The organism is Nonomuraea mesophila, from assembly GCF_004352805.1.
Lineage (GTDB): Bacteria > Actinomycetota > Actinomycetes > Streptosporangiales > Streptosporangiaceae > Nonomuraea > Nonomuraea longispora.
Genome location: NZ_SMLD01000046.1, coordinates 37,431 through 54,489, shown reverse-complemented (window position 1 = coordinate 54,489; position 17,059 = coordinate 37,431). Strand labels below are relative to the sequence as shown.

The window sequence follows — 17,059 nt, the reverse complement described above, 5'->3', positions numbered from 1 at the left end:
CCGCCCCCCAGCGCCCGCCGAGCCGCCGCCCGAGCACCGCGACCAGCACGACCATCGCCACCATCATCGGCAGCGTGGACAGCCGGTAGACCAGCGTCACCGGCTCGATCCCGGTGACCCAGCTCGTGGCCGCCATGTCGGCGTAGACGAACCAGTGGTAGGAGAGCCGCTCGCCCAGCACCGACGGCAGCGTGGGCGGCACGTGGTGCCTGACCTCGCCGACCAGCGCCAGGTGGTAGGGCATGTCGACGTACGCGGTGGAGATCGGGTGGCGGTAGAGCGAGATCACGCACCACGCCACCAGGTAGCCGACCACCCCGGCGAGCGCCCAGGCACACCATCCCGGCATGCGCTCCCGGGCCGGCGCACCCCGCCAGTGCCGCCACAGGCGCGGCACGCAGAGGAACGTGCCCACCACGGCCACGGGCGGCGCCAGCACCAGCAGCGGCTGCCCTGCGGCGCGGGCCGGGATGTAGGCCAGCACCTCGATCGTGTAGCCCAGCGCCAGCCCGGCCGCGACGTCTTCAGCCGTCGTCCGCCCGCCTCCGGTCAGCGCCCGCCACAGCAGCGTGCCCGGCAGCGCCACGCCGGCGCCGACGTAGGCCGCGAAGGCCGCCAGGTCACGGGCGGGCACCCCGCACCACGACAGCGCGGCCACCGTGCCCGCGGCCACCAGCAGGGCCGGCACCCAGCCCAGGCCGGGCCCGCGCCCGGGCGACCCCGGAAGGCCGACGTGCGTGCTGCCGGGTCTCGCCAGCGTCATCGGGTCACGGTCACCAGACGGGTGAACTCGGCGGGCAGGTCGACGCCGTCCCACACCCGGTGGAAGCCGAGCGCGCCGCCGACGGGCACGATCCGGTCGACCCCGCGCCCGGCCAGCCCTCTGGCCAGCTCTTCCAGCTCGGTCCCCGCGAACCCGAAATGGGTCATCGTCTGGTCGCGCCGCTCGACCAGCGCGCCCAGCTCCGCCAGCGCGCCGATCCTGGCATGGGCGAACGTGCCCGCCCCCAGCCACCGCCTGGGCGGCGCGGCGCCCTCGGCCAGCGTCACGTCCGCCAGCGCGTTGCCCCGGAACTCCACCCGCTCCGCCACCCCGTCGGCGGCCAGCCCGTAGGCGGCGACCCGCTTCTCCACGGCCATCGCCGCATCGACCCCCCACCCGCGCTCGCCCAGCACCCGCGCGACGTGGTCGCCGAAGCCGGCCCGCGCCACCTCGCAGTCACCGGGCGTCCCCACCCAGAACACGGTGCCGGGGGACGAGCAGGCCGCCTGGTCGAACCAGTAGGCGTCGTTGACGAACCCCTCGGCCACCCTGACCCGCACCGGCTCGGGAGCGCCCGACCACGCCGCCGCCCGGATCACCGCGAACGACGACCGGTCGGGGAAGACCAGGTCACGGGCGTGCGGGGCGAGCGCGTGCCGGCGCAGCGCGTTGACGGTGGCGTCGCCGCCCCACACCACCCGCAGGTCGCAGGCGGCGCAGAGCGCGGCGGTCACGGTGTCGTCGCGGTCGTAGGAGACGATGCGCTGCGTGCCGGCGATCACCGGGTCGGCCTCGGCCAGCGCCTCGTGCAGGATGTCGAGGATGAGCCCGGCCACCGGGCCGGAGCGCGGCGACAGGCGCACGACGTTGCGGTTGCCCATCAGTGCGGACAACGCCCACGAGTAGACGAAGACGGTGTCGACGTTCGCGGGAGGGACGTGGAAGACCAGGCCGCGCGGGACGCGTACGTGCTCGCCCGCCAGCCCCTCGACCGTGCGGGCCAGCTCGCTGGGCCGCAGGAAGAAGCCGAGCGGGCCGAGCTCGGGATGCCGGCGTGCCGACGCCGGCCGCAGGAGCCGCCTGCCGAACGCGGCGAGGAACGTGCGCACCCGCTCGTCACCCGTCTCCAGCCGGCCCCGCACCTGGCCGAGCAGCACCTCGACGGGCACCCGCCCGGCGGCGGGGAACCTGACCGTCACCTCGGGGCCCGGCATCAGCCGCCCTGCCCGAACGTGTCGCTGCAACCCCGCGCCTCGGCCCGCGGCAACCGGCCCAGCACCTCGAACCTGCGCCCCGGCAGGCACCCGTCGTCGACGCCGCGCACGATGCCGACGTCCTCCGTCAGCAGGACATGCCCCGGATAGGACGTCGGCAGCGTGCTGACCACCTCGATCAGCCCCGGCACGCCGGGCGGCGCCTCCTGCCACGTCTCCGGGTCGCGGATCACGACGTCGGCGAAGTCGGGGCAGTAGAGCCCGTCGCCGTCCGGCCCCTCCAGGAACACGGTGCCGATCTGCTCGACCATGCCGTAGAAGTTGTGCACGCTGCGCAGCCCGCACTCCCGCGCCAGCCCTCGCCGGAACTCGGCGTTGCCGACCGCCTGCTCGGCCAGCCGCTTCCACCCGCCCGAGTGGATGAGCACCCCCTGCGACAGGTCGGCGCCGAGACCGCGCAGGTGGAGCCAGACCATGAACGTGAACCCGAAGACCAGGAAGCGCTCGCCGCCGTGCCGCGCCAGGAACCCCTTGACCGCCTCGGCGTCCACCCGGCCGTGCTCGTCGAGCACGAACGTGTGGTCTCTGCCGAAGGTCATCATGCCGAGCACCCCGGCGCCCCGGGCGCTCAGCGCCGGGTCGCGCACCACTGAGCGGCTGTCGACCACCAGCATCGGCAGCCGCCGCTCGCCCAGCACCCCCCTGAGCGTCGCCGCCAGCATCCGGGTCTGCGCGGCCGCCGCCTCGCGGTCGAGGAACACCCGGCTCGGCCGCTGCCCCGTCGTGCCGCTCGACGTCAGCACCCTGAACACCTGGTCCTCCGCCACGCTGCGCAACTCGTGCGTCTTGAACAGCCGCACGGGCAACCACGGCAGGTCGGCCACCCGCTCGTAGGGGGGCCGCGCACCGATCGCGTCGAGAATCCTCGCGTACGGGGGGCACGCCCGCCGGTGCCGCTCCGTCAGCGCCGCCAGGGCCGGCGCCAGCACCGCCTCCCGTTCGGCCGCGCCCAGCGTGAACACGCTCACCGGCCCCGTGGTGTCAGGGGACGTCATGCGAGGGACTCCAGCGCGCGATAGTCGATCTTGCCGTTGGCCAGGAGGGGAAGCCGGTCGACGCTGCGGACGTCGAACCCGCTCCAGTGCACGCGCAGCTCCGCGCCGAGCCGCCGGGCCAGCCGCGCGCAGCCTGCCGCGTCGAGCCCTTCCGTCCACACCGTGACCCGGTCGTCGCCGCTGGTGGCCGCCGCCGGGCCGGGGCCGGGCAGCAGGCGCTCGACGTCGTCGAGGTTGACCCGCACGCCGAAGATCTTGGCGATGCGCCTGAGCCGGCCGGTGACGTAGAGGAACCCCTCGCTGTCGAGCCGCCCGAGGTCGCCCGTGCGCAGCACCCCGCCGAGGTCGTCGCCCCTGGCCAGGTCGGCGGCGCTCTCCGCGTAGCCCATCATGACGTTGGGCCCGTGGTAGACGACCTGACCGTCGTCGATGGACAGCCGTCCGCCGGGGACGGCGAGCCCGGCCGAGCCGGGCCTGCCGGCCAGCCGGTCGGGAGGCATGACCGCGATGCGGGCCGTGGCCTCGGTCTGCCCGTACATGACGAAGAAGCGGTCGGCCTGGGCGGCGAACTCCTTGGTCAGCTCCTCGCTGAGCCGCCCGCCCGCCTGCGTCAGCGTGGCGAGCGCCGGGTGCTCGGCCCGGTCGTAGCGCAGCCGGCGCAACATTTCGTACTGGTAGGGGACGGCGGCCAGCGACGTGCAGCGGTGGGCGTCGAGGTCGGCCCAGAACGAGCGCTCCAGCAGCCCCGCCTCCGTCAGCACGACGCTCGCCCCGGCCAGCAGGTGGCTGTTGAGCACCGACAGGCCGTAGCTGTAGTGCAGCGGCAGGCTGGTCGGCGCCACCTCGGCGGGCTCGATGGACAGCGCCGTCGCGATGGCGGCGGCGTTGGCGAGCACGGCCCGGCGCGAGAGACGGACGAGCCTGGGGTTGCCGGTCGAGCCCGACGTGGCGAGGAGCACCGCCAGGTCGGGATGCGGCTGCGGCGCGCCGCCTCCACCGCGCGGCGACGCGGCGCGCGGTGACGAGCCGTCGGCCACGTGGGTGAACCCGAGCAGCGCGGCCGGCTGGAAGCGGCCCGCCAGGTCGGCCAGCACGCCGACGGGCAGGTCGGGGTCGAGCAGCGCGATCGGCCGGCCGCAGCGCCAGGCGGCGAGATAGCGCAGCACCGACGCGAGGTTGTTGCGCATCCCGCAGAACAGCGGACCCGGCCGCAGCCGGGCCAGGGCCTCGGCGGTGCGGTCGACGTGGTCGGCGAGCTTCCTGCCCGAGAGCCCCTCGGGGTCGCCCGCGACGACGAGCCGGGCCTGCGGATGCGGGAAGGGCGGCTCCGCGGAAGCGCAGCCGGCGGCCCACACGGCGAGCGAGCCCTCTCCGGCGGGAGGCGGCGGGTTCGGTGTGGTCGGCGGGTCCGGTGGGGCCGGCGGGTCTGTCGTGGTCACAGCACCAGCCCGCCGTCCACCCCGAGGACCTGGCCCGTGATGAAGCCGGCGTCGGAGGAGAGCAGGAACGCGGTGGCGCGGGCGACGTCGGCCGGCCGGCCGATGCGGCCGAGCGGGGTGGCCTCGACCGTGGCCGTGCGGCTGTGCTCGTCGAGCGTGGTGAGCATGTCGGTCTGGATGTAGCCGGGCGCCACGGCGTTGACGCGGATGCCCGTGGGACCCAGCTCCTTGGCGGCCGCCATGGTGAGGCCGATGATCGAGGCCTTGGTGGCGGAGTAGACCGCCTGGCCGGCGCCGCCGGCGCGGCCCATGATCGAGGAGACGAGCACCACGGCGGGGCTGGTGCCCCGGCGCAGCAGCCGGAGCGAGGCCTGCAGGGTGTGGGTGGCGCCGATCGCGTTGACCTCGAAGAGGCGGCCGATGGTGTCGTGGCGGACCATGCCGAGCAGGCCGGCCGCGTGCACGCCGGCATTGATCACCAGGGAGTCGAGCCGGCCGTGCCGCTGGTAGATGCGGCGCATCATGGCCGAGACGAGCCCTGGATCGGCCACGTCGCCGTGGACGGAGTCGGTCAGGCCGCCGGTCTCGGCGGCGACGTCGGCGGCGACCTTCGCGGCCCGCTCCTCGTCGCGGCCGTGCAGCACGACGTCGTGACCGGCGGCGGCCAGCGTGGTCGCGATGGCCCGGCCGATGCCCGTCGTCGAGCCCGTGACCAGGGCGACCCGGGCCTCAGCGGGCGGCAGCGCCGACGCCATGCTTCTCCAGCAGCTCGGCCGCCTTGGCGAACGAACTCATGTCGATCATCTCGTCGGTGTCGATCATGACGGAGAACTCGTCCTCCATCGCGGCGATCAACGCCATGTGGGCCAAGGAGTCCCACTGCGGGATGGCACGGTATTCGAGCCCGTCGACGTCGGTGCCGTCAGGCAGGTTGAGCGCCACGCGGAAGACGGCCCGCAGGCGATCGAGATGACTCATGATCACTCACTCTCTGTCCTCAAGGCGCGACCCAGTGTAGCCACGATCGACAGGTGAGGAGAAACCAAGACCCCGTGCCGGGTAATGGAAGCGTATAACGACACGTGGCGTGTGCGGGGGGCTGGGAATGTCTGCTGGGACACGCCAACCGTACGGGGGAAATGATGGACGAATCCAATCACTGGTACGGGCACTCCCGCATACTCGGCAAATATTGCGGCCTGCCGGATGGGATGCCGAAGCGCATCCAGGGTTTTCTCCAGCACGGATGGAACTATCTCCACGGATTTCCCCCGGATGACCATTGGTGCAGCCCCGGCTACCCGCGTTTCGTCTGGTCGGACACCCTGCGCCGCCGGGGCTGGTCGATGGGCCGCAGGGGGCACTATCTGATCGGGGCGCCCTGGATCTACCTTCTTCACCTCGAGCCGGACTTGGGCGTGGTTCCCGAACGGGAGGGTACGATCTGGTATCCCTTTCATGGATGGGAGAAGTATTCCGTCAGCGGCGACCACGGTCGACTGGCCGATGAAATACGCGATGTCGAGATTGGCCCGGTCACCGTCTGCCTTTACTGGCTAGAGTTCGCAAATCCGGACATTCGGCGGGCGTACGAGTCGAGAGGTTTCCGGGTCATCTGCCATGGCGAGCGCGGATCCCGCTGGGACGGGAAGGGGCGTGACTTCCTGCGCAAGCAGCTGGTCCAGCTGCGGCGGCACCGCAGGGTGGCCTCCAACAGGCTCGGCAGCGCGCTGTTCTACGGCGCGTCCGTGGGGTGCGAGATCGCCGTCTACGGCGATCCGATGCAGTACGAGGACGAACGGCCTGAGTACGGCGGCACGGCCCGCCGCATGAGGCTCTGGCCCGAGCTGCACGGCACGGCCGTCGACCCCGGGCCGGCGGCGGAGGCGGCACGGCAGGAGCTGGGATTCGACTATCAGGCGACACCGGAGGAGCTACGGCGGATGTTCGGATGGAAACGGGTGCGCTGCGGGTCCCCGGCGACCGGGCACGGAGCGAGGGCATGAGCACGCGCATGGACGAGGCACCCGAGAACGTCCGGCTCATCGGCGGGGAGATGCTGCTGTGGTCCGACATGTCCAACATGGGGGGCATCACGGACTGGCGCGGCGCGGCACTGGAACTGATCAGGCGGATGATCCCGGCGAGCGGCCGGGTGCTGCTGGTCGGGCCGCATCCCCAGGCGCTGGTGGACGAGGTCGTCGAGCTGGCCCCCGAGGCGGCGGCGCTCGTGCGCTCCTACCCCGACGCGTGCGCGCTCGGCTCGCGGCACCCGGGGCTGGAGGTGTTCTGCGGGCGGCTGGAGCTGCTCGACTCCGGCGAGTCGTACGACCTGGTGGTCGCGATCGACGGGCTGGCGCGCACGCACTCCGCCGAGGCGCCGGCCTCCGGATGGCAGGAGTCGGTGGCCGCGCTCGCGGCGCTGATCGCGCCCGGCGGGCGGCTGGTGCTCGGCGTCCACAACGACCTGGGCATCGACCGCTTCATCGAGGCCAGGCCCGCCGACCGGGAGGGCGGCGACGACCAGTGGGCGCCGCACGGTTTCGACCCGACCTACCCCAGCGGGCCGCCGGCCGTCGACCGCGGCCTGGAGTGCGCGGGGCTGAGCGTGCTGCGCCGCTACGCGGCCTACCCCGGGCGCCAGGCGCCGCGCGCGCTGCTGGCCGGCGAGGCGCTGGCCGGTGACCTGCCCGACGCGCTCACGTTCCCGCTCAGCGCGCGCGGCGGTGACCGCCTGCTGGCGGCCGACCCGCTGCGGCTGACCCGCGTGGTGTTCCGCCACCGCCTGGGCGAGGAGCTGGCGCCCCTCTGGGTCGCCGTCGCCGCCCGTCCTCCCGTCGCACCCGGCGCCGAGGACGACCTGCCGCTGGGCCTGATCGAGGAGGGCCCGGCCCTGTACGAGTTCACCGGCACGGCCACCAGGCGGCTGCCCGACGGCGAGGAACGCCAGATCCCCACCGGCCGGGTCGTCGAGGAGATCCTCGTCGAGGCCTGCGCCCGCGAGGACGTCAAAGCCGTACGCGACCTGCTCACCCACCTGGCCGGCTGGCTGGAGGGCGGCGGCAGCGTCGTGGGGGCGGCCGACAGCCTCGTCCACGACGGCGTCCGCTTCGCCGCGATCAGCCCGCCGGCCGCGCCGTCCACGCAGCCCGAGCCGCGCGTCGTGCTCTGCCGGATCCTGTGGCGTTTCGCGGTCAGGTTGCTGGCGGCCGGGCACCACCATCCCTGGCCGTGGCCGCTGGAGGCCGACCAGCTCGCGCTGACCCTGTGCGGCATGGCCGGGCGGCCCTGCGACCGGGGCGACCTCGACCGGGCCAGGAAGTTCGACGCCGAGCTCGGCCAGCCCGCCGAACCGGCCGAGCAGGCCCCCACCTACCGCGACCTGCTCGGCGCCCGCGACCGCCTGGCCGACCAGCTGACCGCGGCCCTGGCCAGGATCGCCCGTCTGGAGACCAAGCTGACCTACCGCGAGCGCGAGCTGGTCAGGTCGAAGTCCCGCCTGCGCAGGACGCAGCGCAAGGCCACCGCCTACAGAAGATCCCTCGGATACCGCCTCTCCCGCCGCCTGGCCCGCCCTCGCAAGGTCGCCCGCCGAGTCATCCGCCTGTTGTCCGGTTGACGTAACGATGAGGAGTGCATGTGCCGGTCCTGTCGGTGATCGTGCCGTTCTACAACGTCGAGAAGTACATCGGACCCTGCCTGGACTCCATCGCCGCGCAGACCCTGCACGACCTCGAGGTGATCTGCGTCGACGACGGCAGCGAGGACGGCGGCCCGGCCCTCGTGAGGTCCAGGCAGGCCCGCGACGGCCGGATCCGCCTCATCAGGCAGGACAACCACGGCGTCGGCCGGGCCCGCAACGCCGGTGTGCGCCAGGCGAGCGGCCGTTACCTGGCCTTCGTCGACGGCGACGACACCGTGCCGCGCGACGCGTTCGGCCGCCTGGTGGCCTCGCTGGAGAGCACCGGCTCCGACCTGGCCTGCGGCAACGTCATGCGGCTGCACCGCAACCTGCTCGTGCCCTCGTGGGCGCACCGGCAGGCGTTCGCCAGGCCGCGCAAGGGCACCCACATCACCCGCCACCCGCTGCTGATCCGCGACCGCATGTTGTGGAACAAGGTCTACCGCCGCTCCTTCTGGGACGAGCTGGGCCTGAGCTTCCCGGAGCGCATGTACGAGGACCAGCCCGTCGCCATGGCCGCCCACGTCGGCGCCCGTTCCGTGGACGTGCTGGCCAGGGTCGTCTACCACTGGCGGCAGCGCGACGAGCCGGGCGCCTCGATCACCCAGCGCAGCCTGGAGCCGGGCAACCTGCGCGACCGCCTGCTGTCGGTGGTGCAGACGGCCGACCTGCTCGGCCGTGCGGCGCCGGGGCTCAAGCCCGCCTTCGACCGCGACACGATGGAGATCGACATGGGTGTCGCCGTCGAGGCCGTGGCGACGATGGGCCCGTCGACGGACCCCGGCCTGCTCGACCTGGCCTGCCGCTACCTCGACGGCGTGTCGCCGCAGGCCTGGCAGAGCATCCCGTTCGAGCGCCGCCTGCAGGTCCACCTGCTGCACCGGCGCCGCCTGGAGGAGCTGGCCGACGTGTTCGCCCAGGCCGGTGACAGGCGGCTGCTGCCCGAGGTCGGCCGGGCCGGGCTGCTGCGCAGGCGCTGGCACGGCCGCCACCCGGCGATGCCGGCCCGCCTGTCGGACGTCTCCGGAGAGCTGCGCCTGGCGGGCCGGCTGGTGAGCCTGGAGTGGCGCGACGGCGTGCTGCACGGCGTGGGCAGGGTCTCGCTGGGCAGGTTCGACGCCGCCCGGCTGCGCCGGGTGCGCCTGTGCGTGTGGCTGCAGGAGCGCGGGACGGGCGAGACCGTACGCCTGTCGGACGCGGTCAGCGCGCCCGTCTGGGAGGACTTCGAGCGCGACGACGGCGACCCGGTGGCCGAGCACACCTTCCCGTTCAGGTTCGCCTTCGACCCGCAGACGCTGACGCCCGCCCAGCTGGCCAGGCGCGGGCACTGGGACCTGCGCGCGCGGCTCAGGGGCCACGGGCTGAGACTCGAGGGGCGGGTGGCCGGTCCGCGCTGGTCACGGCCGCTCGTCCCTGAGCCGCTGCGGTTGCCGGGGGTGTGGGTGGTGCCGGTGCGCCTGCCCAAGGGCGCCTGGGGCCTGCGGTTGCGTACGCCCAAGGCGGTCATCGGATCGTGCCGCGTGGACGGCGGCGAGCTGGTGTGCGCCGGGAAGATCTCCGACGCCGGAGACGGCGAGCCCGTGCTGCGGCTGAGACGCAGGAGCGACGGCGAGGAGATGTACTTCCCCATCGCGCTGGAGGGCCGCGAGTTCCACGTCCGGGTGCCGCTGGCCGACATCGACGAGTGCGTCGGCGACGAGGCGTGGTGGGAGGTGCTCATCGACCAGGGCAAGCCGCTGCGCCCGCTGGTGCGTACGGCGGAGCGGCCGGTCGCGACCGTCGCCGACCGGCGCTTCCTCATCGACAGGGACGACGACGGAGGCCTGCTGCTCGCCGAACGCTGATCAGGACATGATGCCGGCCAGCGTCTCCGCGACCCGTTCCTGCTGCACGTCGGACAGGCAGGGGAACAACGGCAGCGACAGCTCCTCGGCGTAGTAGGCCTCGGCCACGGGGCAGAGCCCGCGCCGGTAGCCGAGGTCCTCGAACACCGGATGCAGGTAGGCCGGCAGGTAGTTGACCTGTACGCCGATGCCGGCCGCGCGCATGCGGTCGTAGACCTCCCGCCGGCGGCCGTCGCGCACCCTGATGGGGTAGAGGTGCCAGCTCGGCTCCACGTAGGCGCGCTGCGCGGGCAGGGCCAGGCCCGGCACGTCGCTCAGCATCAGGTGGTAGCGGGCGACCAGCTCGGCGCGGCGCGCGCGGAAGCGGCGCAACCGCCGCAGCTGGCTCAGGCCGAGCGCGCACAGCACGTCGGGCAGCCGGTAGTTCAGGCCGAACGTGTGCACCTCCTGGTGCCAGCCCCCCTCGCCGGGGTGACGCTGCTCGGCGGGGTCGCGTATCAAGCCGTGGTTCATGAACCGGGCGGCCCGCAGGAACCGCTCGGGGTCGGCCGCCGCCACCGCGCCGCCCTCCGCCGTGGTGACGGTCTTGGTCGGGAAGAAGGAGAACGTCGTCAGGTCAGCCAGCGACCCCACCGGCCGCCCCTTGTACGCCGACCCGATCGAGTGGGCCGCGTCGGCCATCAGCAGCGCCCCGGCCCCGTCGGTGACCGTGCGCAGCTCGTCGTAGTCGGCGGGATGGCCCGCGTAGTCGACCGCCGTGACCACCCGCGTGCGCGGCGTGACCAGCGCGGCGGCGCTGCCGGGGTCGAGGTTGCCCGTGTCGGGCTGTACGTCGGCGAAGACCACCCGCGCTCCCAGCATCGCGGCCGTGGCGGCGGTGGCCACGAACGTCAGCGGCGAGGTGACCACCTCGTCGCCCGGCCCCACCCTCGCCGCGGCGTAGGCGACGTGCAGCGCCGCGGTGCCGGACGTCACCGCCACGCACGGCACGCCGCCGGTCCAGCGGGCCAGCTCGGACTCGAACGCGCCGACCGCGGGACCCTTGGTCAGCCAGTCGCCGCGCAGCACCTCCGTGACCGCCTCCACGTCGGACTCGGCGATCGACTGGCGTCCGTAGGGCAACATCAGCCGGTCACCATGCCGCGCAGGTCGTCGACCGACAGCCACTGGTCGTTGGTGTCGGAGCGGTAGGCGAACCCCTCGGGCAGCACCTCGCCCGCCTGCGGGGGCCGGTAGCCCCAGGTCGCGATCGTCGGCTGGAGCACGTAGCGGTCGGCCAGCCGCAGTGTCCTGCGCCCGTCGTCGGGCCCGATCATCTCCTCGTGCAGCTTCTCGCCGGGCCGTATGCCGATCTCGTAGATCGGGCTGTGCGGGGCCAGCGCCTCGGCCAGGTCGGTGATGCGCATGCTGGGGATGCGCGGGACGTAGAGCTCGCCGCCCTGCATGAGGTCGAACGAGTCGACCACGAACCTGACGGCCTGGTCGAGCGTGATCCAGAACCTCGTCATGCGTTTGTCGGTGATCGGCAGGGAATCGCCCTGCCCGGCCAGCCGCTGGAAGAGCGGCACGACCGAGCCGCGGCTGCCGACGACGTTGCCGTAGCGGACGACGGAGAAGCGGGTCTCGTGGGCGGCGGCGTAGTGGTTGGCGGAGACGAACAGCTTGTCGGCGACCAGCTTCGTGGCGCCGTAGAGGTTGATCGGGCCGGACGCCTTGTCGGTGGAGAGGGCGACGACCTTGCGCACGCCGCAGTCGATGGCGGCCTCGACGACGTTCTGGGAGCCGGAGACGTTGGTGCGGACGTATTCGAACGGGTTGTACTCGGCGGTGTCGACCTGCTTGAGTGCCGCCGCGTGGATGACGTGCTCGACGCCGTGCATGGCGCGGGTCAGCCGGTCGCGGTCGCGTACGTCGCCGAGGAACCAGCGCAGCCGCTCGTCGTCGAAGAGCTGCTTGAGCTCGTACTGCTTGAGCTCGTCGCGGGAGAACACGACCAGCCGCCGGACCCCGAGCGAGTCGAGCGCGTGGCGGATGAACGCCTTGCCGAAAGACCCCGTGCCTCCGGTGATCAAGATCGACGATCCGCTGAGAATGCTCACGTGGCCCCCTGAAATCGCGTTTACGCGCTGTCGTCGTATGAGCAGCCGGTAGCATAGCGCGATCGATCGGAGACTCACTGTCACACGGGGGAATGGGGCTTCGGTGCGCATTGTCGGAATTGTCCAGGCTCGGATGGGCTCCACGCGCCTGCCCGGGAAGGTGCTGCGCGACCTGGGAGGCCGCTCGGTGCTGGCCTGGGTCGTACGCGCCGCGCGCGAGGCGGGCGCACTCGACGACCTCGTCGTCGCCACCACGATCGAGCAGGCGGACGACGCCGTGGTCGCCGAGTGCCGCGAGCTCGGCGTGGCCTGCCACCGAGGGCCGGTCGACGACGTGCTGACCAGGTTCGTGCACGCGATGGCGGGGCGGCGGGCCGACGCGGTCATGCGGTTCACGGCCGACTGCCCGCTGCTCGACCCGGCCGTGATCAGGGAGGCGGCGCTGGTCTACCGGGCCGTGCCCGGCCTCGACTACCTGAGCACGAGCCTGGTGCGCACGCTGCCGCGCGGGCTCGACGTGGAGGTCGTGGGCAGGGCGGCGCTGGAGCGGGCCGACCGCGAGGCCGCCGCCTTCCACCGCACCCACGTCACCTCCTACGTCTACGAGCATCCCGGCGACGCGCGGCTGCTCGGGCTGACCTACCGGCCCGCCGCCGACGATCTGCGCGTCACGCTCGACACCGAGGACGACTGGAAGCTGATCTCCCGCGTGGTGGCCGGGTTCGGCGACCGCTACGTGCCGGTCAAGGCGCTGGTGAGCTGGTTGCGGGCCCGGCCCGAGGTGTGCGGGCTCAACGCCCACGTGCGGCAGAAGGCATTGCAGGACGCGTGAGCGGCCGCCTCAGGGTGGGCCTGCGCTGCGACGCCGGGGTGAGCAGCGGGGTCGGCCACCTGGTGCGCTGCGTGGCGCTGGCCGAGGAACTGCGCGCCCGTGGCGTCGAGGTGATCTTCCTCGGGCAGGTGCGCGGCTCGGCGTGGGCGCGGGCGCAGCTCGACGAGCGCGGGCTGCCGCTGTCCGACGCGCCTTCCGACCCCGGCCGCCTGGCGGCCTTGGCCCGCGAGCTGCGGCTGGCCGCCGTCGTGCTCGACTCGTACGCGCTGCCTGCGGCCACGGGGGCGGCGCTCAGGCGGGCCGGCCTGGCGGTGCTGGCCATCGCCGACGGCGACCCCATGGGCCAGCAGGCCGACCTCTATCTCGACCAGAACCTCGGCGCCGAACACCGCCACCTTCAGGGCGAGGGCACGAGCGGGCGGTGGCTGGCGGGAGCACGTTACGTGCTGCTGCGCGACTGCGTGCTTCGGTGCGCGCGCACCCCACGGCCCGGCCGGGTGCCGCACGTGCTCTGCTTCTTCGGCGGCACCGACAGCGCCGGCGTCGCGCCCGCGTGGGCGCGGGCCCTCCTGGCGACCGGCGAGCGGTTCCAGGGCACGGTGGTCAGCCCGGCGCCGTTCGACGCGGGCGGCCCGATCACCGTGATCCCGCCGACGGACCGCCTGCCCGAGCTGATGGCCGGGGCCGACCTCGTGGTCACCGCTGCGGGCTCGGCCGTCTGGGAACTGCTCTACCTCGGCGTGCCCGCGGCGCTCACCTGGGTGGCGGACAACCAGCTCATCGGTTATGAGGAGCTGGTCGGCAGGGGCGTCGCCGCCGGGCTGGGCGGCGAGCCCGGCGAGCGGGCCGTGGCCGCGCTCGCCGGGCTGCTCGCCGACCCCGCCGCCCGCGAGGAACACGGCAGGCGGGGGAGCGGCCTGATCGACGGCAGGGGCAGGAAGCGCGCCGCCGACGCCCTGCTCGCCCTGCTCTAGACGTGGTCCCAGGTCAGCGGCGTGCCGAACGCCACGTCACGGGTGAAACGCCGGCCCATGACCTGCGCGGCGGCCTCGGGAGGCAGCCCGCCCGCCGGCCGGATCGAGCGTACGTTGCCGGGGGTCACCTGCTCGCCGGCCCGCACATCGCGTACGACGTGCAGGGACCGGCGAAAACGCAGCCCCTCGCGCTCGGACGGGCGCGGCCCGATCACCGGGTCGCCCAGCGACCGCCAGGCCCGCTCGCTCTCCACCACCAGCGCCAGCAGCTCGCCCGGCTCCAGCGAGAAGGCCGCGTCGACCCCGCCCTCGGCTCTGGACGTCGTGACGTGCTTCTCGATCAGGCAGGCCCCCAGCGCCACCGCGGCCAGCGCGGCGCCGAGCCCCGGCGTGTGGTCGGAGACGCCGACGACCTCCCCGGTGAGCGCGGCCAGCAGCGGCAGCGCGCGCAGGTTGCTCTCGGCGGGCGAGGCCGGGTAGGACGCCGTGCACGACAACACCGCCAGCTGCGCGCAGCCCGCCTCGCGGGCGGCCGTCACCGCCGCCTCGATCTCCCCGGCCGACGCCATGCCCGTGGAGATGATCAGCGGCTTGCCCGTGCTCGCCGCGAGCCTGATCAACGGCAGGTCCACGATCTCCGAAGAAGCGATCTTGTACGCCGGTGTGCCCAGCTTCTCCAGCAGTTCGACGGCCGTGGGGTCGAAGGGCGAGGAGAAGGCGGTGAGCCCGTGCTCGCGGGCCCGCTCGAAGATCGGCTCGTGCCACTCCCACGGCGTGTGGGCACGCTCGTAGAGCTGGTAGAGGTGCTCGCCGCCCCACAACTCGTGCCCTTCGCCGATCCGGAACGCGGGCCCGTCGCAGTCGACGGTGAGTGTGTCGGCCCGGTAGGTCTGCAGCTTCAGCGCGTGCGCGCCGCTGGCCGCCACCGCGTCCACGATGGCCAGCGCCTGCGCCAGGCTGCCGTTGTGGTTGCCGGACATCTCGGCCACGACGTAAGGAGGATGCCCGCTCCCGATCGGCCGCCCCGCGATGGAGATCATGCCTGCCCCTTCCTGAGCTGGATGGCCACGACGTCGCGCGGCACGCCGTCGACGTCGCGCTGGTAGGAGTCCACCTCGGTGAACCCGAACCGCCGGTGCAGCAGCCTGACCGGCGCGTTGTCGGCCAGCACCTCGCCGCGCAGCGCGCTCTGCCCGAGCGGCCCGAAGGCGTGCGCGATGGCCGCCTTCTCCAGCCCGATCCAGGCCCGCAGCAGGTCACCGGAGCGTTCCAGCCCGTCGAGGTCGAGGTAGAAGCCCCAGGAGGCCGGGCCGGACGGCAGGCCGGCGTAGGTCACCACGCCCGCGGGGACCCCGTGGTGGTCGTAGATCAGCACGCACCTGGCCGGGTCGGCGCGGACCGCCTCCCACCAGCGCAGGTGCTCCTCCTCCGCGATCTCGTGCGTCGCGAAGCTGGCCGCGCGCACCCGCGGATGGTTGCGCCATCGGCGCATGACGGGCAGATCGTGGTCACGGACGCTCCTCAGCATCGATGCCCCTAACTCTCAGCGCGGACTCAACTGCACAACGTAGCCGATTGTGCGTCAGGTAAAGAGCTCATCAGGGATGCGGATCCGGCGCGGCCGTCACGGCATGCTGCCCTCGACCTGTCCTTTCGAGCCAGGTCCAGGAAGCAAGGAGCAATCGTCATGATCCCCCTGCTCAGCGTCGTCGTCCCGTTTCATGACGTGGAGGCGTACATCACCGAGTGCCTCAAGTCGCTGGCCGCCCAGACGCTCGAAGACATCGAAGTGATCCTGGTCGACGACGGCTCCCAGGACGGAAGCCGGCGCGTGGCCGAGGACTTCGCCGCGCGCGACGAACGGTTCGTCATCGTCACCCAGCGCAACCTGGGGCCGGGGCCGGCGCGCAACGCGGGCATCCGGCACGCCCGCGGCACGTATCTCGCCTTCGCCGACAGCGACGACGTCGTGCCGCCGAACGCGTACGAACTGCTCGTCGGAAGCCTGGCCGAGACCGCGTCCGACCTCGCGTGCGGCGCGGTCGGGCGGCTCGTGGACGGCCGGCTGGAGGAGTCGACGCTGCACGAGAAGGTGTTCAGGCGGCCGCAGCTGTGCACCCACATCACCGACAGGCCGGTGCTCATCAGGGACCGCACCGTGTGGAACAAGGTCTACCGGCGCTCCTTCTGGGAGCGCTGCGGCCTGGCCTTCCCCGACGGGATCTACGAGGACGTGCCCGTCGCCATGCAGGCGCACGTCCTGGCCACCAGCGTGGACATGGTGGGCGAGGTGGTCTACCACTGGCGCAGGCGCGAGTCGGGGACGACGTCGATCACGCAGCGCAGGACCGAACCGGACAACCTGTACGAGCGGCTCGCGGCGATCCGCGCGGTCCGCGCCTTCCTCGACGAGCGCGCGCCCGACCTGCTCGACGGCTTCGACGCGCTGGTGCTGGAGAAGGACATCCTGTTCCTGTTCCAGGCGCTGGAGAGCTGCGACGACTGCGAACCGGTGCTGGAGCTGGCCCACGCCTGGCTGGACGAGCTGAGCGTGCGGGCGCTGGCCACTGCGCCCTCGCTGCGCCGCCTGGAGTTGCACCTGGTCAGGCACGGGTTCGTACGGGAACTGCGCAAGGTGCGCGCCTTCCGCAGGGCGCGCGAGGGCGGCACCCGCATCGTGCCGCGCGGCTGGCGCGTCACCAACTGGTACGGCGACTACCCCTTCTTCCGCAACCGCCGGCTCCGCATCCCCGACGAGGTGTTCGATGCCCGCGACGAGCTCAAGCTGGTCGCCAGGGTCGAGGATTGCGAGTGGACCGGCGAGGAGTACCTGCTGCGCGGGCACGTGTCGTTCCACCGCGTCGACAGGAAGCTGGCCAGGGTCGGTCTGTGGTTGTGCGACGGACGCCGCCGCGTGCCCCTGGAGGTGCGGCGCTCGGGCCGGCACGGCGTGGTCGCCGCCATCGACCCCCGCAGGCTCGGCGGCGGCAGGAACTGGAAACTGCAGGTGCGCGCCGAACTGCGCGGCCTGGTCATGACCGGCTGGTGCAGGGACGGCGACACCGGACCCACGTGGCGGTTTTCCGTGCCGGGACGGTCAAGAACAGGCATGGAAACCACCCAGTAGTTCCAGAGAGTAATCGATCCGGCGCGTTGC

General features: G+C 73.0%; 16 protein-coding genes. 6 read left to right on the top strand and 10 right to left on the bottom strand.

Annotation, left to right across the window (positions count from 1 at the left end; all coding sequences use genetic code 11):
- From E1295_RS19305 to E1295_RS19280, 6 genes are all read right to left on the bottom strand, one after another.
- Positions 1-763, bottom strand: a 763-nt coding sequence (locus tag E1295_RS19305) for a hypothetical protein (protein ID WP_220448793.1), incomplete at its 3' end; no start/stop codon positions are given.
- Positions 760-1,977, bottom strand: a complete 1,218-nt coding sequence (locus E1295_RS19300; RefSeq protein ID WP_132631716.1) for an acyl-CoA reductase — start codon at positions 1,975-1,977, stop codon at positions 760-762. The genes E1295_RS19305 and E1295_RS19300, both read right to left, overlap by 4 nt.
- Complete coding sequence (locus E1295_RS19295) at positions 1,977-3,032, bottom strand: LuxE/PaaK family acyltransferase (RefSeq protein ID WP_132631715.1); 1,056 nt, start codon at positions 3,030-3,032, stop codon at positions 1,977-1,979. The genes E1295_RS19300 and E1295_RS19295 overlap by 1 nt, the downstream gene beginning before the upstream one ends.
- The gene (locus E1295_RS19290; RefSeq protein WP_246080140.1) at positions 3,029-4,471 is read right to left on the bottom strand and encodes an AMP-binding protein; all 1,443 of its coding nucleotides are present in this window, start codon (positions 4,469-4,471) and stop codon (positions 3,029-3,031) included. Before E1295_RS19290 ends, E1295_RS19295 begins: the two co-directional genes overlap by 4 nt.
- On the bottom strand, positions 4,468-5,226 hold the full coding sequence (locus E1295_RS19285) for an SDR family NAD(P)-dependent oxidoreductase (protein WP_132631714.1): 759 nt from the start codon (positions 5,224-5,226) through the stop codon (positions 4,468-4,470). The genes E1295_RS19290 and E1295_RS19285 overlap by 4 nt, the downstream gene beginning before the upstream one ends.
- Entirely contained in the window at positions 5,201-5,449 is a 249-nt protein-coding gene (locus E1295_RS19280; RefSeq protein ID WP_132631713.1) for an acyl carrier protein, read from the bottom strand. The genes E1295_RS19285 and E1295_RS19280 overlap by 26 nt, the downstream gene beginning before the upstream one ends.
- Before the next feature lie 161 nt (positions 5,450-5,610).
- Between E1295_RS19280 and E1295_RS19275 the strand changes: the two genes are divergently transcribed.
- Genes E1295_RS19275 through E1295_RS19265 form a run of 3 tightly spaced genes read left to right on the top strand, consistent with a single transcriptional unit; the run spans position 5,611 to position 9,997 of the window.
- Entirely contained in the window at positions 5,611-6,477 is an 867-nt protein-coding gene (locus tag E1295_RS19275; RefSeq protein ID WP_246080139.1) for a hypothetical protein, read from the top strand.
- Positions 6,474-8,090, top strand: a complete 1,617-nt coding sequence (locus E1295_RS19270; protein ID WP_132631712.1) for a class I SAM-dependent methyltransferase — start codon at positions 6,474-6,476, stop codon at positions 8,088-8,090. The genes E1295_RS19275 and E1295_RS19270 overlap by 4 nt, the downstream gene beginning before the upstream one ends.
- Before the next feature lie 20 nt (positions 8,091-8,110).
- Positions 8,111-9,997: a glycosyltransferase family 2 protein gene (locus tag E1295_RS19265; RefSeq protein WP_166427305.1), complete on the top strand. Its 1,887-nt coding sequence runs from the start codon at positions 8,111-8,113 to the stop codon at positions 9,995-9,997.
- Here the strand turns inward: E1295_RS19265 and E1295_RS19260 are convergent, their stop codons facing one another.
- Positions 9,998-11,122, bottom strand: coding sequence for a DegT/DnrJ/EryC1/StrS family aminotransferase (locus E1295_RS19260; protein WP_132631710.1), 1,125 nt, complete (start codon positions 11,120-11,122; stop codon positions 9,998-10,000).
- A complete protein-coding gene (gene pseB / locus E1295_RS19255) occupies positions 11,122-12,096 on the bottom strand; it encodes a UDP-N-acetylglucosamine 4,6-dehydratase (inverting) (RefSeq protein WP_132631709.1) in 975 nt (324 codons plus the stop codon). Before pseB ends, E1295_RS19260 begins: the two co-directional genes overlap by 1 nt.
- 103 nt (positions 12,097-12,199) lie before the next feature.
- Between pseB and E1295_RS19250 the strand changes: the two genes are divergently transcribed.
- Positions 12,200-12,928 (top strand): cytidylyltransferase domain-containing protein, encoded by a 729-nt coding sequence (locus E1295_RS19250; RefSeq protein ID WP_132631708.1) that lies wholly within the window; start codon positions 12,200-12,202, stop codon positions 12,926-12,928.
- Positions 12,925-13,902, top strand: coding sequence for a PseG/SpsG family protein (locus tag E1295_RS19245; protein ID WP_132631707.1), 978 nt, complete (start codon positions 12,925-12,927; stop codon positions 13,900-13,902). The genes E1295_RS19250 and E1295_RS19245 overlap by 4 nt, the downstream gene beginning before the upstream one ends.
- Here E1295_RS19245 and pseI read toward each other — a convergent pair.
- The gene (gene pseI / locus E1295_RS19240) at positions 13,899-14,942 is read right to left on the bottom strand and encodes a pseudaminic acid synthase (protein ID WP_132631706.1); all 1,044 of its coding nucleotides are present in this window, start codon (positions 14,940-14,942) and stop codon (positions 13,899-13,901) included. The two genes, E1295_RS19245 and pseI, sit on opposite strands and share 4 nt — an antisense overlap.
- Positions 14,939-15,430 carry a GNAT family N-acetyltransferase gene (locus E1295_RS19235; protein WP_132631705.1) on the bottom strand — a complete coding sequence of 164 codons (492 nt, stop codon included), beginning with the start codon at positions 15,428-15,430 and terminating at the stop codon, positions 14,939-14,941. The genes pseI and E1295_RS19235 overlap by 4 nt, the downstream gene beginning before the upstream one ends.
- Before the next feature lie 159 nt (positions 15,431-15,589).
- On the opposite strand from E1295_RS19235, the gene E1295_RS19230 reads away from it, so the two are divergent.
- A complete protein-coding gene (locus tag E1295_RS19230) occupies positions 15,590-17,029 on the top strand; it encodes a glycosyltransferase family 2 protein (RefSeq protein ID WP_132631704.1) in 1,440 nt (479 codons plus the stop codon).
- Positions 17,030-17,059: the final 30 nt, after the last annotated feature.

Bases quoted from the DNA above. Each gene is read 5' to 3' on its own strand.
- E1295_RS19300 (WP_132631716.1), bottom strand. From the start codon at position 1,977: ATGCCGGGCCCCGAGGTGACGGTCAGGTTCCCCGCCGCCGGGCGGGTG.
- E1295_RS19295 (WP_132631715.1), bottom strand. From the start codon at position 3,032: ATGACGTCCCCTGACACCACGGGGCCGGTGAGCGTGTTCACGCTGGGC.
- E1295_RS19285 (WP_132631714.1), bottom strand. From the start codon at position 5,226: ATGGCGTCGGCGCTGCCGCCCGCTGAGGCCCGGGTCGCCCTGGTCACG.
- E1295_RS19280 (WP_132631713.1), bottom strand. From the start codon at position 5,449: ATGAGTCATCTCGATCGCCTGCGGGCCGTCTTCCGCGTGGCGCTCAAC.
- E1295_RS19275 (WP_246080139.1), top strand. From the start codon at position 5,611: ATGATGGACGAATCCAATCACTGGTACGGGCACTCCCGCATACTCGGC.
- E1295_RS19270 (WP_132631712.1), top strand. From the start codon at position 6,474: ATGAGCACGCGCATGGACGAGGCACCCGAGAACGTCCGGCTCATCGGC.
- E1295_RS19260 (WP_132631710.1), bottom strand. From the start codon at position 11,122: ATGTTGCCCTACGGACGCCAGTCGATCGCCGAGTCCGACGTGGAGGCG.
- pseI (WP_132631706.1), bottom strand. From the start codon at position 14,942: ATGATCTCCATCGCGGGGCGGCCGATCGGGAGCGGGCATCCTCCTTAC.
- E1295_RS19235 (WP_132631705.1), bottom strand. From the start codon at position 15,430: ATGCTGAGGAGCGTCCGTGACCACGATCTGCCCGTCATGCGCCGATGG.
- E1295_RS19230 (WP_132631704.1), top strand. From the start codon at position 15,590: ATGATCCCCCTGCTCAGCGTCGTCGTCCCGTTTCATGACGTGGAGGCG.